The 24,266-nt window shown below is 62.6% G+C and carries 22 protein-coding genes; 6 read left to right on the top strand and 16 right to left on the bottom strand.

Annotated features, from left to right (window positions below):
* Positions 1 to 7: 7 nt before the first annotated feature.
* The 5 genes from hxsC to A9762_RS07765 form a co-directional block, all read right to left on the bottom strand.
* Positions 8 to 1,180, bottom strand: coding sequence for a His-Xaa-Ser system radical SAM maturase HxsC (hxsC, locus tag A9762_RS07750; RefSeq protein WP_069341466.1), 1,173 nt, complete (start codon positions 1,178 to 1,180; stop codon positions 8 to 10).
* The gene (gene hxsB, locus A9762_RS07755; protein WP_069341467.1) at positions 1,174 to 2,634 is read right to left on the bottom strand and encodes a His-Xaa-Ser system radical SAM maturase HxsB; all 1,461 of its coding nucleotides are present in this window, start codon (positions 2,632 to 2,634) and stop codon (positions 1,174 to 1,176) included. The genes hxsC and hxsB overlap by 7 nt, the downstream gene beginning before the upstream one ends.
* Positions 2,631 to 2,903: a His-Xaa-Ser system protein HxsD gene (gene hxsD / locus A9762_RS07760; protein WP_170836206.1), complete on the bottom strand. Its 273-nt coding sequence runs from the start codon at positions 2,901 to 2,903 to the stop codon at positions 2,631 to 2,633. Before hxsD ends, hxsB begins: the two co-directional genes overlap by 4 nt.
* A gap of 77 nt (positions 2,904 to 2,980) precedes the next feature.
* Entirely contained in the window at positions 2,981 to 3,277 is a 297-nt protein-coding gene (gene hxsA2, locus A9762_RS28045) for a His-Xaa-Ser repeat protein HxsA2 (RefSeq protein WP_083253736.1), read from the bottom strand.
* A gap of 429 nt (positions 3,278 to 3,706) precedes the next feature.
* Positions 3,707 to 4,105, bottom strand: coding sequence for a GFA family protein (locus tag A9762_RS07765; RefSeq protein ID WP_069341469.1), 399 nt, complete (start codon positions 4,103 to 4,105; stop codon positions 3,707 to 3,709).
* 309 nt (positions 4,106 to 4,414) lie between these two features.
* Here A9762_RS07765 and A9762_RS07770 point away from each other — a divergent pair, with 309 nt between their 5' ends.
* Positions 4,415 to 4,675: a hypothetical protein gene (locus tag A9762_RS07770; protein ID WP_069341470.1), complete on the top strand. Its 261-nt coding sequence runs from the start codon at positions 4,415 to 4,417 to the stop codon at positions 4,673 to 4,675.
* A gap of 82 nt (positions 4,676 to 4,757) precedes the next feature.
* Here A9762_RS07770 and A9762_RS07775 read toward each other — a convergent pair whose 3' ends face one another.
* The 8 genes from A9762_RS07775 to A9762_RS07810 form a co-directional block, all read right to left on the bottom strand.
* Positions 4,758 to 5,957: a CmpA/NrtA family ABC transporter substrate-binding protein gene (locus A9762_RS07775; protein WP_069341471.1), complete on the bottom strand. Its 1,200-nt coding sequence runs from the start codon at positions 5,955 to 5,957 to the stop codon at positions 4,758 to 4,760.
* 9 nt (positions 5,958 to 5,966) lie between these two features.
* Positions 5,967 to 6,542 (bottom strand): ANTAR domain-containing response regulator, encoded by a 576-nt coding sequence (locus tag A9762_RS07780; RefSeq protein WP_069341472.1) that lies wholly within the window; start codon positions 6,540 to 6,542, stop codon positions 5,967 to 5,969.
* 256 nt (positions 6,543 to 6,798) lie between these two features.
* Entirely contained in the window at positions 6,799 to 7,614 is an 816-nt protein-coding gene (cobA, locus tag A9762_RS07785) for a uroporphyrinogen-III C-methyltransferase (RefSeq protein WP_069341473.1), read from the bottom strand.
* A 93-nt stretch (positions 7,615 to 7,707) separates the two neighbouring features.
* The gene (locus A9762_RS07790; protein WP_069341474.1) at positions 7,708 to 10,437 is read right to left on the bottom strand and encodes a nitrate reductase; all 2,730 of its coding nucleotides are present in this window, start codon (positions 10,435 to 10,437) and stop codon (positions 7,708 to 7,710) included.
* Positions 10,438 to 10,471: 34 nt separating this feature from the next.
* On the bottom strand, positions 10,472 to 10,855 hold the full coding sequence (gene nirD, locus A9762_RS07795; protein WP_069341475.1) for a nitrite reductase small subunit NirD: 384 nt from the start codon (positions 10,853 to 10,855) through the stop codon (positions 10,472 to 10,474).
* 27 nt (positions 10,856 to 10,882) lie between these two features.
* Complete coding sequence (gene nirB / locus A9762_RS07800) at positions 10,883 to 13,354, bottom strand: nitrite reductase large subunit NirB (RefSeq protein WP_069341476.1); 2,472 nt, start codon at positions 13,352 to 13,354, stop codon at positions 10,883 to 10,885.
* Positions 13,355 to 13,771: 417 nt separating this feature from the next.
* Entirely contained in the window at positions 13,772 to 15,187 is a 1,416-nt protein-coding gene (locus A9762_RS07805) for an MFS transporter (protein WP_069341477.1), read from the bottom strand.
* Entirely contained in the window at positions 15,184 to 16,353 is a 1,170-nt protein-coding gene (locus tag A9762_RS07810; RefSeq protein ID WP_069341478.1) for an acyl-CoA dehydrogenase family protein, read from the bottom strand. The genes A9762_RS07805 and A9762_RS07810 overlap by 4 nt, the downstream gene beginning before the upstream one ends.
* Positions 16,354 to 16,573: 220 nt before the next feature.
* Between A9762_RS07810 and A9762_RS07815 the strand changes: the two genes are divergently transcribed.
* The 5 genes from A9762_RS07815 to A9762_RS07835 are packed head-to-tail and all read left to right on the top strand — an operon-like array spanning position 16,574 to position 21,742.
* A complete protein-coding gene (locus A9762_RS07815; protein ID WP_069341479.1) occupies positions 16,574 to 17,047 on the top strand; it encodes a MarR family winged helix-turn-helix transcriptional regulator in 474 nt (157 codons plus the stop codon).
* A gap of 3 nt (positions 17,048 to 17,050) precedes the next feature.
* A complete protein-coding gene (locus A9762_RS07820) occupies positions 17,051 to 19,051 on the top strand; it encodes an FUSC family protein (protein ID WP_069341480.1) in 2,001 nt (666 codons plus the stop codon).
* Positions 19,048 to 19,257, top strand: coding sequence for a DUF1656 domain-containing protein (locus tag A9762_RS07825; protein WP_069341481.1), 210 nt, complete (start codon positions 19,048 to 19,050; stop codon positions 19,255 to 19,257). The genes A9762_RS07820 and A9762_RS07825 overlap by 4 nt, the downstream gene beginning before the upstream one ends.
* On the top strand, positions 19,254 to 20,216 hold the full coding sequence (locus A9762_RS07830) for an efflux RND transporter periplasmic adaptor subunit (protein ID WP_069341482.1): 963 nt from the start codon (positions 19,254 to 19,256) through the stop codon (positions 20,214 to 20,216). Before A9762_RS07825 ends, A9762_RS07830 begins: the two co-directional genes overlap by 4 nt.
* Positions 20,217 to 20,272: 56 nt before the next feature.
* Positions 20,273 to 21,742 carry an efflux transporter outer membrane subunit gene (locus tag A9762_RS07835; RefSeq protein WP_069341483.1) on the top strand — a complete coding sequence of 490 codons (1,470 nt, stop codon included), beginning with the start codon at positions 20,273 to 20,275 and terminating at the stop codon, positions 21,740 to 21,742.
* 139 nt (positions 21,743 to 21,881) lie between these two features.
* On the opposite strand, the gene A9762_RS07840 is transcribed toward A9762_RS07835, so the two are convergent.
* The 3 genes from A9762_RS07840 to A9762_RS07850 form a co-directional block, all read right to left on the bottom strand.
* Complete coding sequence (locus A9762_RS07840; protein ID WP_069341484.1) at positions 21,882 to 22,145, bottom strand: DUF4148 domain-containing protein; 264 nt, start codon at positions 22,143 to 22,145, stop codon at positions 21,882 to 21,884.
* Between the two features lie 189 nt (positions 22,146 to 22,334).
* Entirely contained in the window at positions 22,335 to 23,102 is a 768-nt protein-coding gene (locus A9762_RS07845) for an autoinducer binding domain-containing protein (RefSeq protein WP_069341485.1), read from the bottom strand.
* A gap of 148 nt (positions 23,103 to 23,250) precedes the next feature.
* Positions 23,251 to 24,144, bottom strand: coding sequence for a LysR family transcriptional regulator (locus tag A9762_RS07850; protein ID WP_069341486.1), 894 nt, complete (start codon positions 24,142 to 24,144; stop codon positions 23,251 to 23,253).
* Between the last annotated feature and the right edge of the window lie 122 nt (positions 24,145 to 24,266).

Raw genomic sequence — 24,266 nt, forward strand, 5'->3', positions numbered from 1 at the left:
TCGTGCTCTACACGAAGGGCGTGATCGATGGGCTATACCCATATTTGATCTCAGACGAGAAGAAACCTCCGCATTCAGCTTTCCGAGTACACGGATCGCATTCTTTTGCGTACTCATTTTTCCAATCCGAAATCGATTTGACGTAGGCAGGTTCAACATCCTCGTTAACGAGGCACAGTTGATGGTTGTATACCGATGTTCTCAGTCCATAGCTCCTTAAGATTCGCACGGCGCTGCTGAGCTCCTCCCGGTAACTCGCCGGATCGACTCGTAGAGAATCCAAATTAGCGCGAGTAAACCCTGTCATTTCCAGTCCCATCAGCGCAACGTGGTCGACAAACAACAGATTCCTCGCAATGAATTCAGCCAATGCGGGAAGCCCTTCATATGTTTGCTTGTGAACAACCACGCGAACTTCGACCTTTTGACTAAAGCGCTTTAGATTGAGAATACCTCGCAGCGTCTCATCAAATGCCCCCCTAGCCTGGACAACATAATCATGGCGAGTCGGGTCGGCAGAATACACTGGGATACCCACCATCAAATCTGGATGTTGAATTGCCGCGTAACGTTCGGCGAAACTCACGTCCGAGAACCCTCTTCCGTTCGATAGCACATGAAGTGAAGTCTGAGGCAACCAGTGCTTGATTTTTCGAAGCAAGTCTAAGAATCCATCGCCAAACAACGTCGGCTCACCGCCCGTGATGCCCAGAGAACGGGTGCTACGAGGAATCAGTTGCACCGTTTCCATCGCTTCATCAAGTAGCCATCGGTCATCAACGGCCTTCGGCGGTTGGGAGCACATCAAACAGTAATTGTTGCACTGCTCAGTGATGAGGATACTGTTGTGATCTGAGTTCGCACGGAAAAGCACTCGCACTCGTCCGTCGACACCAAGGCTGATTACGTCGCCGTCTCGCAGGTACGAAAACTCGCTTCCCAGCAGTGTGCACGTTGCGTTTTCATCAAGACTAGGTGGTCGACTGCCGAAAGCAAAGTAATGTCCAAACCCGTCAGGAATAGTCTCACCAGGTCGGCACAAGAATGCCGCCCGATCTCGTAATGCACGAGGAAGACCTATGTTCGTGTGCAATTGAAATTGTCTGCGACGCGTCAAGAAGTCCTGACTCAACTGGTTCTTGTCATCGGCGCGAATCACACGTCCAGAGAGTGTCAGCATCGGTTCACCCACCGCAAAAATATATCCTTGACCTCTGGTTCGCCTCGCATCTTTTCCAGTAGCAGTTTTGTTACACCCATCGTTCGCTTACAAAAATCGGACTCCGGCTTTCGTCCAAGCACATCTCCGTACATGCCATGATGAAAGACCGGGTCCGCGCCGCACCACGATTCAAACGCGCAATCGCTACACATCGGCGCGGAACCTGTGAATGAATCCTCCAACGCGTCAAGTAGCGTGCCATTGGTGAAAATTTCCTCGTAGGTATTCTGGTGGACGTTCCCAATACGAAACGTCGTATCGCCCATTTCACGTAGCATGCGACTTTCATCCGACGCGTAAACATCCCCATCGTAATTGAAGACGACTGCGGCAATACCGGTGCCAGCCGGACTCATCAGATCGACAAACCCTGGGTCCTCAACCGACAGCATCTTCGTAAGCAACAACGTCGCGTAATACTCTCTAAAGAAGATACCCGACTTGTTTAGGTCCAGGATGTAGTCCAATCCTTCCCGATAAAATTCGAGCCAACGCTCCGTGTTATAAGCCTGAAAGCTCTTGGTCTTCAGTGCAAATCCGTACGGAGAAAGATGACGAAGAAAAATTCCGTCAAACCCATGCTTCAAGTATTCATCGATGATGTCTCGCACGCGCGTCAAACTGGCGGGAGACGTGGTCATTAGCGCAGAAACGGAGTCATAGCCAACCAAATCTCGAGCTCGATTCAATCCCTCGACGAACCGCTCGTGACTGTCGCGTCCAGGACGCGGGCGATTGCGATTATGCAAATCGGCTGGACCATCAAGCGACGCGGACAGCAGAATTTCGTGCTCTCGGCAAAAAATCAAGATTTCATCCGTGGCCAAAGACAATGTCGTCGTAATCACAAACTGCACTTCTCTGCCTTCGAACCTGTTCCTCTCTTCCACTCTCGTGACCACATGCCGTATCAGATCGAAATTCAGCAGTGGCTCGCCACCTTGAAATTCAATCTTCAATGCCGGATTTGGTGAGCGGAACATTAGATCTATCGCACGATCTGCTGTCTCCACAGTCATGTCGAACGCAGCTTTGTCCTCGGATTGACGGGAGACCTGGCAATACTGGCAACTGTGATCGCACCGCAGCGAAGCCACAAAAATATGCAAGTTCGTGAAGTTAGCCAGCTTGCTGAATTTGGTGCGCATTTTCAACGCAAGTAGCTCTATGCTGGCTTGGTCCCCATCCTCTTCAAGAAAATGCCGTGACCGCAACATTGCGTAGTCTGGGTCCGCCGGGCTCAAGTTCCGAGAGACAAGAGCCTCCAATTTTGGTAGCGCCAGAAAGGCAAACTCTCCAACGGAGTTGGTAACTACAACATCCCCTCCGGCTAACCTCTCAAACCGGAATGGGAGCAAGCGATATTCCGTTGACGTCGCCCGAAATTGATCTATGCCGAGAAACTTGCTCATTGCTGCAACCCCGTGCGTGAGAACGCATATGCAAGAATGAGGTTTCTGACAGACTCCGTTTCTTTTTTAATCTGAAATCTCAGTTGCTGATCGAGCAACTCGCGCTTGAAATCTGCGAGAACATCTTCAACAACGGCCGCAGATAAATCGTTCACATCGACCTCGCAGATCACGCCGCCCTGCCCCTGCGAAATTACTATCGTAAGTCGATCAATGAAGCGATAGGCCGCCTTTTGAACAGCTTCTACACTGTACAGTTCAGAATCCAATTCCAATCGCATCGTCATAGCAATCCCTGAAGCCGACTCCTAAGGAGTCGGCGGCAACACCCTTCGTTTCGGAAGAATTAATAACGGCTGGAGTAGTGGGACGAATGTGACGAATGCGAGGAGTGGGATGAATGAGATCTGTGATATGCCATGAGCGACGTGCCGTCTTCACCGGCCCGTTTCAGCACGAAATTGAATGTATCTCCCGAGGAGACAGTCACATTGATCGATTCGAGTTTTTTCTCATTGATCGATGCAACTGAAGCAGTATCAATTGGATGCGTCGGAGCCTGTACCGGCAACTGCGCGGCATTACTATTCTGAGCAGCAAATCCTGCAGCCACTGCTGCAAACGTTTTGAGGAACCCCTTCATATGTTCTCCATTCTTATGTATCCATCATGTATGCATAAATCGCAATATCGTATCTTTTCACCCCAATACGATTCGCTCAATCAGTGTATGACATGCGGCACAATTTGTAATCAAATGTAACATTTGAAAATTGAGAAACACGGAGAAACTGATGTTTTTACGACAGTTCGGAAAGAAACTCTGTCAGATTTTTTTCGCAAAATAGATCAACACAGCCTATTTTTTGAAGTTTTCATTGCCGAAAATGTGGGGTAGAGAGCACGTTGCATACGATGTTAGATAACGCTAGTCATCCACGCATACGGAAGATTCGATGTCAGGGAAATGACAAAGACAGGGGCACTTAGGGGCACTTAGGGGTATTGGGCCGGGCAGCCGCGACTGGAAATGAAGGCGCTTAGCCTGGACGCGACTACCGCAGCTTAAAAATCAATCGAACTGCGGCAAATGATCCTCGATCGCGTACCAGGCCGCTTTCGACGCCACGTGAAGATGCCTCTGCCCCGGCGCGCTGAAAGGGGTATCGATCGTCCCGAGCGCCACGGCAATCCATTCGGCCAGCTCGTCACTATTGCCCGACCAGAACAGCGACGCACCGCAGTGCGCACAGAATTCACGCCGCGCCCGCTCTGACGATGCATACGCCTTGATGCTTTCTTCACCCGCCAGAATGTGAAGGTCCGTGCGCCTCGTGCGGCCATAGCTCGCAAAGGCGGCCCCATGTCCCTTTCGGCATTGACTGCAATGGCAATGGCTGAATTTGACCATCGGCCCGCGAACCTCGAACTTGACGGTCCCGCACAGACAACTTCCCTGAAGCACAGACATCGGCAGACTCCTCGAAACGCGGAAAAGGGGGGCGACGCCGCTCGCGCCAATCTCCTGAAGTTTACGCCTGACGCCGGCTAACGTCCCCGCCCCACCGATTCCCTCCACTTTGCGCAACAGAGGCTTTCAGTTTCGTGCGTTTATCGGATTGCGGCGGATCCCTACACTGTCACACATGCAGTGAGACGGGAGGAGACGCCCGCCAAAATGACGAAACCGGCGCACACAGGTGCGCCGGTTTCCGATTTCAGAACCCCAACCGTCTCCGCCAGGTGCGTCCCGATGACGCCCAACCACACATCGACGGCCATGAAAAAGAAGATAGCGTTAGCCGCGTTTCTCGCAGTGCCCGGGTCCTTCGCGATCCTCGCCCTCGCCTGCCTGCACCCCGTCCTGCGCCGCGAACTCGCTCGCGCCGCCGGCCTCGAACCGGTCTTCGCGAACGTGTCGCGGCAGGTCGTGCTGCTCGCCCTCGTCTACCACCTGAACATGCATCACCGTCATCGCGAACGCGCGCTGCGCGCCTGCCTCGCTCGCGGCGGCGCCGATTGCGACGCCTTCGCCCAGTAATTCGACGCTCCCCCCACGGCGGTCCGGCGCTCGCCGGGCGCCGTCAGCGCTCTGCCGTCTGCGCGTCGCCGACCGATTAGCGTTAATCCGCCGACTTCGCCCGAATCGCGAACCCGTCGACGTAGGCCGCCAGATCCGCAGCCACGGTTGCATCCCACACCCGGCCGTCGCATAGCGTCTGCGCCGCAAACTGCGCCACCACTGGCACCCCTTCCGCCCGCGCGGCAGCCTCGAACAACGCCGTCTGATTGACCGCCGCCGCCGTGCGCGCCGCCTCGGCAACCGCCGCCTCGCCGACCATCCCCCAGCGACGATACTGCGAGACGAACCACATCCCGTCCGACGGATGCGGATAATTCACCGCGCCCTCATCGAAGAAACTCACCGCCAGCAACGCGTGCCGACCGGACAGGCGTCCGAAATCGCCCAGCAAACGCGCGGCAATCAGGTCGCGCGGCGCGCCCACCCACGCCGGCTCCGCCAGCCACCCCGCCGCCTCCGCCCGGTGCCCCGGCATGTCCAGCCACTGGCAGGCACTCAGCAGCGTTCGCACCAGCGCCTGCGCCGTGTTCGGATAGCGAGTGACGAAGTCCCGCCGGCAGGCGAGCACCTTTTCCGGATGATTCGGCCAGATGTCGCTCGACACCGTGACCGTGCGTCCCAACCCGCGTGCCTGCGCCACGGCGTGCCACGGCTCGCCGCAACAGAAACCGTCCAGCCCACCCTCCTCCATCGCCGCCACCATGTGCGCCGGCGGAATCACGATGCTTGTGATGTCCGTGAGCGGGTCGATACCCTGCGCCGCGAACCAGTAGTTCATGAACATCGCGTGGGTGCCCGTCGGGAACGTCTGCGCAAAGACCGGCTTGCGCCCGAGCGACGCCAGCGCGCGGCGCAGATCCCCGGTCTCGGCGATCGCATCGGCCAGCGACGGCGTCACCGTCACCGCCTGCCCGTTGCGGTTAAGCACCATGAGCACGGCCATGTCCTCGCGCGGGCCGCCAATGCCGAGTTGCACGCCGTACACCAGCCCATAGAGCGAATGCGCCGCATCCAGCTCACCGGTGATGAGCTTGTCGCGGATGGCCGCCCACGACGCCTCACGGCTCAACTCCAGCGTCAGCCCATGCTCGTGGCCCAGTTCCAGACGCTTCGCCACGACCAGCGGCGCCGCATCCGAGAGCGCGACAAACCCCACGCGCAAATGACGCTTCTCCGGTACCCCGTCCGATATCTCGTCGGACGGCGGCACGTCGGAAGCCAACTTCGATGATGTCGACATGAGCAGTGTCTATCCCAGTAATTCGGCTATCGAGACAAGCTGGCGCGCCACTTCGACGAGCTTCTCGCCCTGATCCATCGCCCGTTTGCGCAGGATGGCGTACGCCTCCTGCTCGGAAATCCTGCGCCGGTCCATGAGCAGACGCTTGGCGCGGTCGATCAGCTTGCGGTCGGCCAGTTCGCTCTCGGCTTTCGCCAGCCGGGCCCGCAGCTTCTCCTCATGCGCGAAGCGCGCGAGCGCGACTTCGAGAATCGGCGCGAGCCGGTCGGCCGCCAGCCCTTCCACGGAGTACGCCGTCACCCCGGCGTCGACCGCCGCGCGAATGAGCGACTGGTTGTCGTCGGCGGAGAACATCAGCACCGGCCGTGGCGCCGCCGCATTCATCACCGCCAGTTGCTCTAGCGTGTCACGCGAAGGCGATTCGGTGTCGATGATGACCACGTCCGGCCGCTCGCTCTCCACCACACGCGGCAACGCCTGCGGCTTGGCGACCTCGGCCAGCATCTCGCAGCCTAGCCGGGCAAGCGCCGCGCGCAACTCGCCGATCGGCTTGTCCGTATCGGTGACGAGCAACACGCGCAGCATGCCCTGCGCCGCCGGCCCGTTGGCGGGAGACGCAGAACCAGCAGTCTTGCGGGAGGGGGCGGCCGGCGGATCGATGTCCCCGGCGTCCGGTGTTTTCGACAAGTTTCGTGAGGGCCGACACAGTCGGCCAGTCGATGAGAGGATCACGTCGACACCCCCATCAGGTCACGACTGTGCGGCCTGACGGGGGCATCTCATTCGGTCGCGGATACCCAAACGGTTCCGCGTTCAGTATAGGCATTGACGATACAACGCTTCACGCAGCACGGGGGATGACGTGCGCCATGTCGTGGTTGCCATCTCGCGTGGGCATCGCCGCCGCGTCAGGTCCATCAAGCACATCCGCCACGCCGGGCATCGCAGCGGCTTCAGCGACCGCGCCGCCCACGAGCAGAATCGTGGGGCTGGCGAAGCCCCCGGCGCGCACGTCCGCCGCCAGCCGCCCGAGCGACGTCACCATCCGACGCTCTTGCGGCGTGCCCGCCCACTGCACCGCGCCCGCCGGCGTGGCGGCATCGAGATGCGCCAGCAGCGTCGCGCTCAGCTCCTCGACCCGGTGCAGCCCCATGTAGATCGCCAGCGTGGTGCCCGATGCCGCGAGCGCCGCCCAGTTGGGCGCACTGCCGTCCTGCCGATGCGCGGTGACAAAGGTCACGCCCGCGCAGTGATCGCGATGCGTGAGCGACATGCCGAGACCGGCCGCCGCCGCGAAGGCCGACGACACCCCGTTGACGATCTCGACCGGCACCCCCGCGCGCCGCAGCGCCGCCATCTCCTCGCCCGCTCGGCCGAACATCAGCGCGTCGCCGCCCTTGACCCGCACCACATGCGCGCCGCACTTCGCGAAGCGACACATCATGCGCTCGATAAACGCCTGCGGCGTGGAGCGACAACCGCCGCGCTTGCCCACGGCAATCACGCGCGCCTGCGGGGCGAGCGTGGCGATCTCGGGATTCGCCAGATCGTCGACGAGCAACACGTCGGCTTCGCCCAGCACGCGCGCCGCGCGCAACGTCAGCAGATCGAGTGCCCCGGGCCCCGCGCTGAGCAGTGTGACTTTGCCGTGCTTCATGATCGTTCTCCCGTGATTCCTGTCGTGATTCCTGCCGTGATTCTTGCTTGGTCTCGATGTCTTCGATGTTGGCAACGTCTCGCTGGTGTACCGTCATGCAGCACTCGCCGCCACGGACGGGACCGATACCTTGGGCGTCGCCCCGCTTGATGCGGCACACATGCGTTGCAACTCCGGCACGCATGACCCGCAGACGGTGCCGCAACCGAGTTTCGCCTTGAGTTGCGCAACATCCGCGCCTGCCTCGATGGCCGCCCCAATGCTCGACGCCGTGACCGACTTGCACTGACAGACCGTCCGGTCGCGCGGCGCCGCCGGGCCGCTGTCGGCCACGAACACGGCGTGCCGCGCCCGCGTCCACGGTGAGGTCTCGCGCACCCTCGCCAGCAGCGACGTCGAACCCGTGACGTCCGCCTCGCCGCCCGCCACCAGCACGCCGTCGATCAGCGTGCCGCGCCAGGCCACGCGCTTGGTCATCGCCCGGCGTGCATCGCGATACTCCAACAACGATTCGTCACGCGGCAAGCCGAGCGCCGTATGCAAACGCTCCAGCCATTCGGCATCGGGACGGTCGTCGGCGGCCGACACGACGATGCGGTCGTCGCCCTCCAGACGTACCGTTGCGAAGCGCCGTTGCGCCAGCAACGGCTGCACCGCCGCGTGCAGTTGCAGTGCATCGCCGCGACGCACGGCCGCCACGCGCCACGGCAGCGTAAGCGGGTCGACACGCACCGCTGCATGCTTCAGTTCCGGCTGTTTCGAATACTTGTCGACGGCGCCGGTCGTGGTGTCGTTCACGCCTCCGCCGCCGAGAAACTGACCGCTCCAATGCATCGGCACGAAGACCGAGCCGGATGCCACGTCGTCGCTCACCGTCAGCAGCAGCACGCGCTCGCCACGACGGCTCGACAGCCGCACGAAGTCGCCCGCACGCAGACTACGACGCGCAGCATCCGCCGGATGCATCGTCAGCGCCGGCTCGGGCGCATGCTCGAACAACTGCCCCACGCGCCCCGTGCGGCTCATGCCGTGCCACTGGTCCCGCAGACGTCCGGTTATGAGACGCAGCGGATGCCGCGCATTGATCGGCTCGGCCACCGGCCGATACTCGAACGCGTGAAACTTCGCGCGACCGTCAGCCGTGGCGAATACACCGTCTTCATAACGACGCGCCGCCCCGTGCGCGGCCCCTGCCGGGAACGGCCACTGTTGCGGTCCACGCGCAGCGAGCAAGGCGTAGTCGATGCCGCCGATGTCGAGATCGCGGCCGACGGTCAGCGCGCGATGCTCGTCGAAGATCGTCTCGATGGACGAAAACGCAAACGGCTCGGACGGCACACCGAGCTTCGCAGCAAGTCGCCGCGCCACTTCGCTCGCGATCCACCAGTCCGGGCGCGCGTCGCCCGGCGCCGACACCGCAGCACGCACGCGGGAAATGCGGCGCTCCGAGTTCGTGACCGTGCCCGCCTTCTCGCCCCAACTGGCGGCGGGCAGCAACACGTCGGCATACGGCACGGTATCCGTCTGATGAAACGCTTCCTGCACGACGACGAACTCTGCCGTCGCGAGTGCTTCGCGCACACGCGCGCTGTCCGGCATCGAATGCACGGGGTTCGTGCACGCAATCCAGATCGCCTTGATGCGCCCATCGCGAACCGCGTCGAACATCTCCACGGCAGGCAGCCCCGGCTTGTCCGAGAGCCCCTGCACGCCCCAGAGCTGCTCGACCTCGGCGCGATGCGCCGCATTGCCGATGTCGCGATGCGCGGCGAGCATGGTCGCGAGGCCCCCGACTTCACGTCCGCCCATCGCATTGGGTTGCCCGGTCAGCGAGAACGGACCGGCGCCCGGGCGTCCGATCTGTCCCGTCGCGAGATGCAGATGGATGAGCGCGAGATTCTTTTCCGTGCCGTGGCTCGACTGGTTCAGCCCCATGCAATAGAGCGACAGCGCCGCCGGACTCTCACCGAACCAGTCGGCCGCCTGGCGCAGCGCCGATTCCTCGATGCCGCAGATATCCGCGACGAGTTGCGGCGGATAGGCCCGCAGCGTTTGCTTGAGCGCGTCGAACCCGTCGGTATGCCCATCGATGTAACCGCGGTCGATGCGTCCTTCCCAGATGAGGTGATGCAGCATGCCGTGAAAGAGCGCGACGTCGGTGCCCGGCACGATCGGCAGATGCAGGTCGGCCATCGCCGCCGTGTCGGTGCGGCGAGGATCGACGACGATCCAGCGAATCGACGGATCGGCTGCCTTCGCCGCTTCCAGACGACGGAACAGCACCGGATGTGCATACGCCATGTTGCTGCCCGCGAAGATCACCGTGCGGGCGGCTTCGAGATCGTCGTAGCACGTGGGCGGACCGTCTGCGCCGAGCGCCATCTTGTACGCGCTCACGGCGCTCGACATGCACAGCCGCGAGTTCGTATCGATGTTGTTGGTGCGCACCAGCCCTTTCGCGAGCTTGTTGAAGACGTAGTAGTCCTCGGTGAGCAACTGCCCGGAAACGTAGAACGCCACGGCATCGGGGCCGTGACGTTCGATGACGTCGGCAAAGCGCGACGCCACCGTCGCCAGCGCGGTGTCCCACGTGGCAGGCGCGCGCTCAGCCTCGCGCGACGTGCGCATCTCGGGCATCAGCACGCGTCCGGCGAGTGACTGTGCGGTGAGCGGCAGCGTCATGCCCTTGCTGCACAACCGCCCGTAGTTCGCCGGATGCGCCGGATCGCCCTGCACACCGACGATGCGCTCGCCGTCGCTCTCGACGAGCATGCCGCAACCGACGCCGCAGTAGCAGCAGGTGGTTTGCGTGATGGTTGTCATGGGGGGCTCCGGCAGTCGTTCGTGTCGGGGACGGTCAGGCCGCGACCGTCTGGGTCACGTCATTCACATCACTCACGTCGGCCCGCACCGTCTCGTCGAACGCCAGATAGACCTCACCGGCGTCGATGCGCACGGGAAAGCGCTGCGCGCAGCCGACATCCGGCGCACAGGCCTCGCCCGTGTTCAGATCGATGTTCCAGGCGTGCAACGGGCACGTCACTTTCTCGCCGTGTACGATGCCCTGAGACAACGCGCCGCCCTTGTGCGGACACTTGTCGCGCAACGCGAAGACGTTATCGCTCTCGGTGCGAAACAGCGCGATGTCGCCGCTCGGATGTGTGAGTACACGCGTGCCCAGACGCGGAATCGCATTCACATCGCACACATGCAGCCAGATCGGCCGGGATTGTTCAGTCATGGCAGCCCCTTCAAGGCAATCAAGCAGTCAGGCAGTCGTGGTTTCGGTGGACAGCGCTTCGGCAGGCACGCCGGAGACCGTCAGCGGACGGTACTCGTTGGCCTGCGTGCCGTTGATGCGGGCTTGCCACGGATCGGGCAGACCGTCGAGCGAGAACAGCAGACGCTCGTACAACGCCCGACGATTGGCCGCATCGGCTACCACGCGTTGCTTCACGTAGTCGAGGCCGACACGATCGAGGTAATGCACCGTGCGGTCGAGGTAGTAGGCTTCTTCGCGATACAACTGGAGGAACGCGCCGGTGTACTCCTTGACCTCTTCGGCTGTCTTCACCTTGACGAGGAACTGCGCCACTTCGGTCTTGATACCGCCGTTGCCGCCCACGTACAGCTCCCAGCCCGAGTCGACGGCGATCACGCCCACGTCCTTGATACCGGCTTCGGCGCAGTTACGCGGGCAGCCCGATACGGCCAGCTTCACCTTGTGCGGCGACCACATGTTCGCGAGCATCGTTTCCAGATCGATGCCCATCTGCGTGCTGTTCTGCGTGCCGAAGCGGCAGAACTCGCTGCCCACACACGTCTTCACGGTACGGATCGACTTGCCGTACGCGTGCCCCGACGGCATGCCCAGATCGCGCCACACATTCACGAGGTCATCCTTCTTCACGCCGAGCAAGTCGATCCGCTGACCGCCCGTGACCTTCACCATCGGAATCTGATACTTGTCGGCCACGTCGGCGATGCGGCGCAATTCACTCGCATTCGTCACGCCGCCCTTCATCTGCGGAATGACGGAGAACGTGTTGTCCTTCTGGATGTTGGCGTGCACGCGCTCGTTGACGAAGCGGCTTTGCGGATCGTCCACGGCCTCTTTCGGCCACGTGCTGAGCATGTAGTAGTTCAGTGCGGGACGGCACGTGGCGCAGCCGTTCGGCGTACGCCATTCAAGGAAGTCGAAGGCGGCGCGGTGCGTGGTCAGACGGTGCTCGCGCACGGCGCGGCGCACGTCCGCGTGCGACAGGTCAGTACAGCCGCACACGGCCTTTTCCTTCGGTGTCGCGTCGTACGTCGTGCCCAGCGTGCTCATCAGAATCTGCTCGCACAGGCCCGCGCAGGACCCGCACGAACTGGCCGCCTTGGTGTGCTTCTTCACTTCGTCGAGCGTGAACAGGCCCTTCTCGGTGATCGCCTTGACGATGGTGCCCTTGCACACGCCGTTGCAACCGCACACTTCGTCGCTGTCGGCCATGGCGGACGCACGGCTCTGGCCTTGCGTGCCGACGTCGCCCACGCTCGTCTCGCCGAACATGATGCTGCTGCGCAACTCGCCCAGCACGCGCCCTTCGCGCAGCAGTTTGAAGTACCACGCGCCGTCGGTCGTGTCGCCATAGAGACAGGCGCCGACAAGCTTGTCGTCGCGAATCACGAGCTTCTTGTAGACGCCGCTCGCCGGGTCCGAGAGCACGATTTCTTCCGTGCCTTCGCCACCGAGAAAGTCGCCGGCCGAGAACAGATCGATGCCGGTGACTTTGAGCTTCGTCGAGAGCACCGAGCCGCGATAGCTGCCGATGCCCATGAGCGCCAGGTGATTCGCGCAGACCTTGGCCTGCTCGAACAGCGGTGCGACGAGACCGTACGCCACACCGCGATGGCTCACGCACTCGCCCACGGCGTAGATACGCGGGTCGTAGGTTTGCAGCGTGTCCGAGACCACAATGCCGCGCGCGCAGTGCAGACCGGCCGCTTCGGCCAGCGTCGTGTTCGGACGGATACCAGCAGCCATCACCACCAGATCCGCATCGATCGCTTCACCGTTGCCGAACTTCACGCCACGCACGCAGCCCGCCTCGTCGCCGAGAATTTCCGATGTCTGATGCGAGAGGCGGAACGCGAGACCGCGCGCTTCGAGCGACTGTTGCAGCAGCTTGCCCGCAGTGCTGTCGAGCTGACGTTCGAGCAGCGTATCGGCGAGGTGCACGACGGTGACGTCCATGCCGCGCAACTTCAAACCGTTGGCCGCCTCCAGACCGAGCAGACCGCCCCCGATCACGACCGCATGACGCTTCACACGCGCCGTCTCGATCATGATTTCGGTGTCGCGAATGTCGCGGTAGCTGATCACGCCATCGAGATCCTTGCCCGGCACCGGGAGGATGAACGGGCTGGAGCCGGTGGCGATCAGCAGGCGGTCGTACGGCGCTTCGGTGCCGTCGGCACAGCGCACGACGCGGCGCGGCCGGTCGATCTGCGTGACTTCCTTGCCCAGATGCAGCGTGATGCCCTTTTCCGCATACCAGTCGAGCGGATTGAGCACGATGTCCTTGAACGACTGCTCGCCCGCGAGCACCGGCGAGAGCAGGATGCGGTTGTAGTTCGGATGCGGCTCCGCGCCGAATACGGTGATGTCGTACTGATTCGGTGCGATCTCAAGCAGCTCTTCGAGCGTGCGGATACCGGCCATGCCGTTGCCGATGACGACCAGACGAGGTTTGCCCATGTTGTCTTCTCCTGTTGCCGCGCTTCATGCTCCGGAACCCGGTCCCGAAGTACAGCCCCGAAAAACAAAACGGCGTCCATCCGCGCCGAAGCACGGAGGGACGCCGTTGTCCTGTGGGTACGTCGCAGGCTGTCCCGCCCGACGCCGCACCAGAATTCGTTGCCGGCGACGCCTTTGCCGCTAGCGTTATGGCTAACGCAACAAGCGTGCCAGCGGGGACGGGACTATCGGCAAAGCGTTGCCGGACAAGGAGAAGCCATGAAGTTGTCTATGGGAAGTGTCCGATTCTTGGGCGCCATCTGCTGCACCGCACCAGTGCACGGCACGGGGCGCCTGCCCCGTGCGCACCATCATGATGCCTACATGCGGTGCGTCGGCATCTCGGTTGGCGCATCAGTCGGCACTTTGGTCGTCACGTCATCTCGACGGTGACGGCTGGTGCCCGCTCACCTGCGCGCCGGCGTCGGCCGGCAGACGCGAGCCGTCGATCATGGCGAGCAGCGCGATCCCGGCCATGACGACGAACGTCCAGCGAAAACTCGCGGTGCTGAACGGCGTGACACCTGCGACCTCGGTAATCTTGAGGACGAGCGCACCGAGCGCGATGCCCATGCCGGTCGTCATTTGCTGAAGCGCCGAGGATAGCGTGCTGGCACCGCTCATGTCGGCCGGCGGCACGTCGGCATAAGCCAGCGTCGCCAGCGTGGTGAACTGCACCGAGCGACAGATGCCGCCAAAGAGCAGCACCAGCGCAATGATCCACAGCGGCGTCGTTGCCGAGAGCATCGCGCACAGGGCGAAGCCCACGACGACGAGCCACCCGTTGCCGAGCAACACCCGGCGGAAACCGAAGCGGCGCATGATCGGCGTGGTCGCCGGTTTGATGCCGAGGTTACCCGCGAACAGCGCGAGCATCAGCAACCCGGACGTCACGGCGCTCATGCCGAACGCCAGCTGGAACATCAACGGTAGAAGGAATGGCGCGCTGCCGATGGCGATACGAAACATCGAACCGCCCCACACAGTGACGGCAAACGTCTGCACCCGCATCGCCCCCAGATTGAGAAGCGGATGCGACGTGCGGCCGAAGTGGCGAATCGACCACGCCATCGCCAGACCGCCGATGACCAGACAACCAATCACGGCCGGCCAGTCCGCCGGCGTGCGGCTCGCGAGTTCGACACCGAACATCAGCAGGCTGGCCCCGACACCGCTCGCGACGAATCCCGCCAGATCGAACGGCTTGCTCTGCCCCGGCGACGGCTTCACCAGCCATAGCGCCGCCGCGAAGGCCGCCATGCCCAACGGCACGTTGATAAGAAAGATCCAGTGCCAGCTCCATGTCGACGAAATGAAGCCGCCGAGCGCCGGTCCGAGCACCGGGGCGGCGAGGCCGGGCCAGGTGATCGTCGCGATGGCGCGCACGAGCGCCGGCTTCGGTGTGCTGCGCAGCACGACCAGACGGCCGACCGGGACCATCATGGCGCCGGCGAGCCCTTGCAGCACACGACACACGGTGAACATGTCGAGGCTCGTGCTCATCGCGCACAGCACCGACGCCAGCGTGAACAGCGCAATCGCGGCCGGGAACACGCGACGCGGCCCCAGACGGTCCGCGAGCCAGCCGCTCGCCGGAATGAATGCCGCGAGTGCGACCAGATAAGCCGACAGGCCGATCGAGAGCTGCGAGGGGGCGACACCGAAGTCCCGCGCCATGGCGGGAATCGACGTCGTGATGATGGTCGCGTCGAGGTTCTCCATGAAGAACGTCGAAGCGACGAGCAACGGCAATGCCGTCGGTGACACTTTCTGCGCGGGCGTCTGCACGTTCATTCGTCCTGCATCAGGGCGCGGCCAATGATGAGTTGCTGGATCTGAGTCGTGCCTTCATACAGACGCAGCAGGCGCACGTCGCGATAGAAGCGCTCGACCTTGTACTCGTTGATGTAGCCCGCGCCGCCATGCACCTGCACGCCGCGATCCGCCACGCGCCCGACCATCTCGGTGCAGAACAGCTTGGCGCACGACGCGCGCGTGCTCACATCGGCGTCGCGCGTACCGGCGGGTTTGGCGTCATAGCGCACTGCGCAGTCCTGCACCATCGACCATCCGGCATAGAGTTCGGCCTGACTGTCGGCGAGCATCGCCTGCACCAGCTGGAAGTCGCCGATGCGTTGACCGAACTGCTTGCGCTCGCGCGCATAGGCCACCGATTCGTCCAGAATCCGCTGCGCCATGCCGCACGCGAGTGCCGCCACATGCAGACGGCCACGGTCGAGCACCTTCATGGCCGTCTTGAAGCCTTTGCCCGCCACCCCGCCGATGATGTTCGCGGCAGGCACCCGCGCGCCTTGCAACACCACGTCGCAGGTCTTGGTGCCGCGCTGGCCCATCTTCTTGTCCGGCTTGCCGAGCGACAGGCCCGGCGTATCGGCGGGCACGATGAAGGCCGAGATGCCGCCCGCGCCCTCGCCGCCGGTGCGCGCCATCAGCGTAAAAGCCCCGGCGCGCGGCGCGTTGGTGATGAAGCGCTTCACGCCTTCGATCACATAGGTGTCGCCGTCGAGCACCGCGCGCGTCTTCAGCGCCGCAGGGTCCGATCCGGCGTCCGGCTCGGTCAGTGCAAACGACATGATCAGCTCACCACTCGCCACGCGCGGCAGCAGGTCTTGCTTCTGCGCGTCGGTGCCGTCCATCAGAATGCCCTGCGAGCCGATGCCCACGTTGGTGCCGAAGACCGAGCGGAACGCCAGCGACGTCTGCCCGAACTCGTACGCCACGCGCACCTCCTGCGCCATCGACAGACCGATGCCGCCGAATGCCTCCGGAATCGAAAGCCCGAACAGGCCCATCTCCTTCATCTCGTCGACGAGGGTCTGCGGCACGTCGTCCTGTGCCTCCACGTCGTTCTCGGCGGGCACCAGCCGCTCGCGGATGAACCGTTGCACCGCCGCGAGCAGCAATTCGAACGATTCGCTATCCAGTCCCTTCGATGTCATGGGGCGTCCCTTGAAATATGTCGTAACACTTGGCTGCCGGCCGGCGCGACCACGAAATACCGCCGTGAGTGCCGCTATCTTACCTGCGCAAATCGCGCAAAGGCACGTCCCGCGTGCCTGTCCACGCGCATCCACGGCAAGGCTTCCCATCATTTCCACGCCTGGCGCAACAGGCTATTAACTAGCATCCTAATTATTAGTTAACATATAATCTTTCGCCATGACCTCCCTAGAAACGCTCCGCTTCGTCTTCACCAGCCATCTGCTGCTGGCGGGCAAACAGTGGCGCCAGTTGTCGCAGGGCGCGATCGTCGAATACGGTATTTCCGCGGCGAGCGCAGGCCCGTTACTGTTCATCCGCCGTCTTGGCCAGGGTGTGCGTCAGGTCGAGCTGGCCGAGTACGTCGGGCTGGAAGGCGCGTCGCTCGTGCGTCTGCTCGATCAACTGTGCGCCGCCGGTCTGGTCGTGCGTGAAGTCGATGCCAGCGACCGTCGCGCCAACGCACTGAAGCTCACCGACGCCGGCGAAGCGCTCGCCGAGAAGCTCGAACGCGAACTCAGCCAACTGCGCGCCAAGGTATTCGCCGACATCCCCCGAGAAGACTTCGAGGCGGTGTTGCGCGTGTTTGAAACGCTCAACCGCGCGGCCGACCCCGATGGGTCCATCCTCGCCATGGCGCTCCCCAAGAAGTAAACCGTGCTTACCTGGCCATCTTCACGCGACTGGATTTTTTCGATCAAGGCGTTCGTCGCCTCGATGCTGGCGCTCTATATCGCGCTCGCGCTCGGCCTGCCTCGCCCCTACTGGGCGATGGCGACGGTCTATATCGTGTCGCACCCGCTGACCGGCGCCACACGCTCCAAGGCGCTCTATCGCGTGCTCGGCACGTTGCTGGGCGCTGCGGCGTCCATCGCGTTCGTTCCCGCACTCGTCGATACGCCGGAACTGCTGATGGCCGCCGTCGGGCTGTGGACCGGCACGTTGCTCTACATCTCGTTGCTGCATCGTTCACCGCGCAGCTACGTCTTCCTGCTCGCCTCGTACACGTTGCCGCTGATCGCACTCCCGGCCGTGAACACGCCCTCCGGTATCTTCGACATCGCCATCGCGCGCTCCGAAGAGATCATTCTGGGCATCGTCTGCGCGAGTGTCGTGGGCGCCGTGATTCTGCCGACGAGCGTCGCGAAGGTGCTGCACGACCGCTCCACGCGCTGGCTCACCGACGCCGCTCGCTGGACCACCGACATGCTGTCGGCCGATCCCGAAGGCAAGGCTACGCGCCACATGAGCCGTCACCGCATGGCGGCCGACATTCTGGCGCTCGACCAGTTGATCAGCCAGTTGTCTTATGACGCCGACACCTCCGAGCGCGTACGCGACGCGCAGGAGTTGCGCGGACGCATGACGATGATGATGCCGGTCCTCTCGACGGTGGCATCGCTCGTGCAGACGTTGCGCCTGCATCCGAAGGGCGCGCCCGAAGCGCTGGAGGACAAGATGGCCGAAGTGGTCGCGTGGCTGCGGCGCGGTGCGCCCTCGCCTGCCCCGGCGCACCTGCTCAAGCCGCCACAGTCGGCCGGCGAGGCGTCGGACTGGTACGGCGCACTCGTCGCGGCGACTGAAGACCGTCTGCGCTCGCTCGTGCAGTTGTGGCAGGACTGCGCGTCGCTGCAACGCCGTTTCAGTCAGCAAGGCGACGCGCCCGAGTGGACGCCCGCCTTCCCCTACTGGGAACTCGGCGGCGCGCGCCACTACGACCACGGGCTGCTGCTGTTCTCGACGATCTCCGCCGCGCTGTGCACGTTCATCATGGGGCTGGCGTGGATCTACACGGGCTGGAACGACGGCGCTGCCGGCGTCTCGCTCGGGGCCGTCGCCTGCTGCTTCTTCGCGGCCATGGACGAACCCGCACCGTTCATCCGCTCATTCTTCTGGGCGACGGCCGTGTGCGTGGTCCTTGCCGCCGTCTATGTGTTCTTCATTCTGACGAACGCCCACGACTTCGGTCTGCTGGTCGCCCTCTTCGCCGTGCCCTACCTGTTGCTCGGCACGTTCATCCCGCAGCCGCGCTTCACGATGGTGGCGATGCTCGTGGCCGTGAACACCGCGAGCTTCGTCGGCATTCAGGGCGGCTACAGCGCCGACTTCCCGGCGTTCTTCAACAGCAATATCGCGGGGCTGGCCGGTGTGCTGTTCGCGCTGTTGTGGACCCTGCAAACGCGTCCGTTCGGCACGCGCGTGGCCATGCGTCGCCTGATTCATTCGAGCTGGCGCGACATCGCGAAGAACGCCATGGGCCGCTCGGTGAGCGAGCACAACCGGCTGCGCGCACGTCTGCTCGACCGGCTCGGGCAACTGGTGCCGCGTCTGGCCGCGAGCGAGAGCGAGACGTCGAGCGACGGCTTCACCGAAGTGCGCGTCGAACTCTCGGCACTCGCCTTGCAGCGCGAGCTGCCGCATCTGAATCCCTTGCAGCGCAGTGCCGTCGAAGCTGCGCTCACCGACGTGGCGCGCTTCTATCAGTCGCGACTCGACGAACAGGTGAGCCAGCCGGACAGCTCGCTGCAAGACAAACTGCTGGGCGCCGTGCGCTCGCTGGTCGCCCATAGCGATCAGGCCTCGCGCAGCGCGCGTGCCTCGCTCATGGACATCCACGTCGCACTGTTCCCTGCCACCACTACCGGGAGTGCCCAATGAGCGGCGAGATCGACATCTACGGCGTATTCGTGCCGACGCTGCTGGCCCTGATGATCGTGGCATTCGTGCTGACGGGCGCGCTACGCTTCGTGCTCGCGCGTATCGGCTTCTACAAGCTCGTCTGGCACCGTTCGTTATTCAATCTTGCTGTGTACATCATCGCGCTGGGCGGCATCGTCGCCCTCGCGCGCGCCTGCCAATCATGAAACTGAAACTTCGCTCCCTCGGCCCCGTCGTCCTGACGCTTGCCGTCTCCTGCGTCGCGATCTTCGTGCTGCTGCATCTGTGGGATTACTACACCGTCGCCCCGTGGACGCGCGACGGCCGCATTCGCGCCGATATCGTGCAAGTCGCGCCTGATGTCTCCGGTCTCATCACCGATGTCGACGTGAAGGACAACCAGCAAGTGCATCGCGGCGATCTGCTGTTCGTTATAGATCGCGACCGCTATACGCTCGCCTTGCAGCAGGCCGAAGCCACCGCCGCCGCACAACGCGCCACGCTGGCGCAGGCGCGTCGTGAAAACGCCCGCAATCATCAGCTGACGGAAGTGGTCGCGAAGGAAGTCGTCGAGGCCGGTCAGGCCAAGGTCGAATCCGGTGAGGCGGCCGTGGCTCAGGCAGACGCTGCCGTGCGTCTCGCGAAGCTCAACCTCGAACGCACTCGCGTGCTCGCCCCCGCCGACGGTTATCTGAACGACCGCCTGCCGCGCGTGGGCGATTACGTGAGCACCGGACGTCCGGTGCTCTCCATGGTCGACGCGAACTCGCTGCACGTCGAAGGCTATTTCGAAGAGACGAAGATGCGCGGCATCCACATCGGCGACAAGGTGGAGATTCGCCTGATGGGCGAGCGTCATGTGCTGCACGGCCACGTGCAAAGCATCGTCGCCGGGATCGAGGACCGTGACCGCACCAGCGGCGCATCGATGCTCCCGAACATCAATCCGACGTTTAACTGGGTCCGTCTGGCACAGCGCATTCCGGTGCGTATCGCACTCGACGATGTGCCCAAGGACATGCGCCTCGTCGCCGGTCGTACGGCGACGGTCACTGTCGTGCAAACGCAGGACAAGGCAACCCAGCCGAAACAAGCATCGACGGCCTCGCTCGCCGCCGTCTCTCAGAACGGGACACCGGCAGCACAAGCGGAGGCTCGTCAGTGAAGTCCGTGAAAACCGTCGCCCGAACCCGAGCGGGTTGCAAAGCGCGTTTTGCGTTGATGAGCGCCGTGGCGACTGCCGCCGCGCTCGTCGCCGGTTGCACGACCGTCGGGCCGGACTACCATCTGCCGGAGCATTCGGTGATGCGCTCGCCCGACGCGAATGGCCCGCTCGCCGATGCGTCGCAACGCGCCGTCTCCATCGGCGCGGTGCCCGACGATTGGTGGAAGCTCTATGACGATCCGCAGCTCGACACGCTCGTGAGAGAGGCGCTTACCGCCAACACGAACGTGCGCGTGGCGCTGGCGAACGTGCAACGTGCGGTCGCGATGTATCACGAAGTGGAATCCGAGAATCTGCCGCAGGGGGGCGTGGAGGCCGAAGCGGCCCGCGCGCAGATCTCGGGCGAAAGCCTGCTCAAGGAAGAGAAGCTGCCGGTGGTGAACATCGCCGTCGCAACCCTCGGCATCTCCTATCAGATCGACTTCTTCGGCAAACTCGCGCGAGCCGACGAAGCCGCGCTGGCCGCCGCCGAAGCGAGTCAGGCTGCACTCGACGTCGCGCGTGTGAGCGTGGCGGCCGAGACCGTGCGGGCGTACGTGCAAGGTTGCGCGGCGAACCACGAATACGACATCGCCAACGAGCAGTTGCGGTTGCAGGAGCGCAGCGTCGCCATCACCCGCAAGCTCGTGGACGCCGGACGCGATCAGCCGACCGATCTGCTGCGCGCGCAGGCGCAAGCCGACACGCTGCGCGCCGCACTGCCGCATTTCCAGGCGCAGAGCGAAGCCGCAACGTACCGGCTGGCCGTGATGCTGGGCAAGGTGCCCGGCACGCTCGACGCACGCGTCGCTCAATGCCGCCGCATTCCGCAACTCACGCAAGCGCTGCCTGTCGGCGACGGCACCGCGCTGCTCAAGCGCCGCCCGGACGTACGTCAGGCAGAACGCGAACTCGCGTCGGCCACCGCCAAGATCGGGGTGGCGACGGCGGACCTGTATCCATCGATCCGCTTCGGCGCATCGATCGGGGCAAATGGTGTGCTCGAACACTTCGGACAGGGACGCACGGAACAGTGGACGGTCGGCCCGATGATCTCGTGGTCGCTACCGACCAACGGCGTGCGTTCGCACATCAAGGGCATGGAAGCCGGTGCCGATGCTGCGCTTGCGCATTTCGACGGCGTTGTACTCAAAGCCGTGCAGGAAGCCAAGACGTCGCTCTCCGCTTACACCCGCGAATTGCAGCGCGACGACGCCCTGCGCGACGCCCGCGACAAATCACGCGATGCGGCCGAACAGAATCACAAGCTGTATCGCGCCGGTCGTGCGCCGTACCTCACGAGCCTCGACGCCGAGCGCACGCATGCGAGCGCCGAAGCGGCGCTGGCGGCATCGGAAACGCAAGTCGCCATGGATCAGGTCAATCTGTTCCTGGCGCTGGGTGGGGGATGGCAGAAACACACAAGCCCCGTCGGGAACGAATCCTCGGGCGGGGCTGTGGAGAGTGACGCATCGCTGCGTCATTGAGACGATTCGCGCGGCGCGGGCGGGACTCGATGTCGAGTCAGGCGGGCCGTCGGCGAATCGAGGGACTTCAGGTACGACTCAACGACTCGGTAAGCGTGTCGACAACGTCGTCGACGATCTTCTCACTGACGCCAACGCCTTAGTTGGCCATCGGTGCTTGCGGTGCACCATTGTGCTGTGCCGCTTCGATTTCGGCCGTGCGCTTTTGCAGTTGCACCGACTGCTCGTAGGTGTACGGGAAGTTGAATTCCGTCACCGGCGAGAGACCGAGTTCGCGGGCCGCTTGCAGTTCGGCGCGCACATGTTCGCGGGTCACGCCGCTGGACTGATCGGCAGCCATGGCCGAGCCGGCAGCGAGGGTAAGACTCACCAGCGCAACGGCGGTCAACAGGTTCTTCTTCATGGAAAACTCCTTTTATCGTTCGTATTTCACTCATGGAAGCGAAAACTGCTAACCAATCAGTTCGCACCATGAGTAAATTATAGTTTTCCCTTACGAATCAACCAGCCGCAAAGCGACAACACACTGTTTCGGAAAAAGTGTGAAATCAGCCAAACACGATCCCAAAATGTCTCGAAAATGACGGAAATGTCAGGGAGAAATCAAACCGGTGCTGATTGCCGCCGCAATTGCCTGATGTCGATTGACCGCACCGAGCTTGCGTTTGGCGTTATTGATGTGAAACGTCACCGTGTGTTCCGATATCTTCAGAATCAACCCGATTTCCCACGCCGTCTTGCCGCGTGCCGCCCACAATAGACTTTCGATCTCACGCGGACTGAGTTTGCCATTGCTGCGGCTCGCGACCCACTGCATGTCGAGTTGCTGAATCGCCTGATGAAAGTAAAGCGCCGTGAGATAGATTTCACCGACCATGCGCGCTTCGAGTTCCGCCGATTCCTCCGGCGACTTCGCCGTCGCGGCACTGAAAATCGCCCGCTCGCCGGCAGCCCCGTAAATGGGAATCGATACACCACTGCCAAGCCCGTGAGCGCGCGCATCCGCGAAGATGGGGTGAGGACGCTTCTGTGTGAGAAAGGTGCGCCAGAGAATCGGCAACGGCGACAGATTCGCGGCGACAAGCACCGGATCGACTTCCGCATAGCCCGCACTCTGATAACGCTCGATCCAGGCAGGCGGAAACGTCGTGAAGATATGGCGGCTCGGCATTCCCTGTGCGGAAATGAGCTGATCGTCCATCTGAAACGCCGCAGCCTCTCGCTCGCGACGGGGCAATAACGGGGCGTAGAACAGTGCGTCGTATTCCAGCGTTTGCGTCAGTTTCTGAAACTCGGCGTCCAGCGCCTCGACCGACCGGGCACCCAGCAGCCCTTCATATCGATAAAGATTGTGATGCATTGCGAATTGCACGTTCTCTAATAATTGCCGGTGGATTGCCGATATTCGCGCATTGTAGTCTGAGCTTTGCGTTTTGCGGGGAGTAATTTTACCCAATAAAACAACCCCACTATATGACGTGGAGTGCCAATCATTTTCTCATCGAATTTCATACCGCGCAGCCCAATGACTCCAATGCCGACAGGACTTTTCGCAATCCCGGCGTCAGCGGTTTATCCTGACGCACCACGATCGCCAGCGTTCTCGATAAGGCCGGTGTCAGTGTGGATATACGCAATCCGCGTCGATGATGACCCGCGCTGACCGACATTCGCGGCACGATGCTATACCCCAATCCCGCCGCGACCATTTCCTTGATCGCCTCGATACTCCCGAGCGCCATCACCGGGCGCATACGAATTCCCGCTTGCAAAAACCACTCATCGATCAATAGTCGCGTGCTGCTGCCGGATTCGAACGCCACCATCGGCGCTGCGGCGAGCGCTTGCGGCGTCACTTCCTGAGCCCACTCGCTATCGCTTGCCGGCGCGATCGCGACAAACTCGTCTTGCAGTACCGGGGTGATGTGCAGACTGCGTCCGGCAGCGGGCAAAGTCACAAGACCGATGTCGAGACGGTTTTCGGTCACGGCCGCGACAACGTCGTCGGTGTTGCCGGTACTCACCCGAATATCGAGCAACGGATGGCGCTTGCGCATCGCGCGCAGCATCGGCGGCAGCAAGTGGATGCACGCCGTCGCCCCCGTGCCGATCGCGACCTCGCCGGCCACCCCCAGCGCATGACTCGACAGCGCCTGCATGGCGTCTTCGACGGCAGCGTCGATACGCCGCGCATGTTCGAGCAATGTCTGCCCCGCCGACGTCGGCTTCAGACGTTTGCCGACGCGCTCGATGAGTCTGACGTTCAAGCGCTGTTCCAGCTGGCGAACCTGAAGACTCACGGCGGGCTGCGACAAATCGAGACGCGCGGCAGCCGCAGAGAAACTGCCAGCGTCGATGACTTCTGAAAAAGTATGAAGCTGATCCAGATTCAGGCGCCGCATCTCAAAGTTTTCCTTATGAAACGGATAAGATGCCAAGACTTTACCAAGAGATGGCGCTGGCGCACCATTCGGCTATTGGACGGATGTCCTGTATCGGTTCGTCTCGCGCTATCGTCAATACA

It is taken from the genome of Pandoraea sp. ISTKB, assembly GCF_001721285.1.
GTDB classification, from domain to species: Bacteria; Pseudomonadota; Gammaproteobacteria; order Burkholderiales; family Burkholderiaceae; genus Pandoraea; species Pandoraea capi.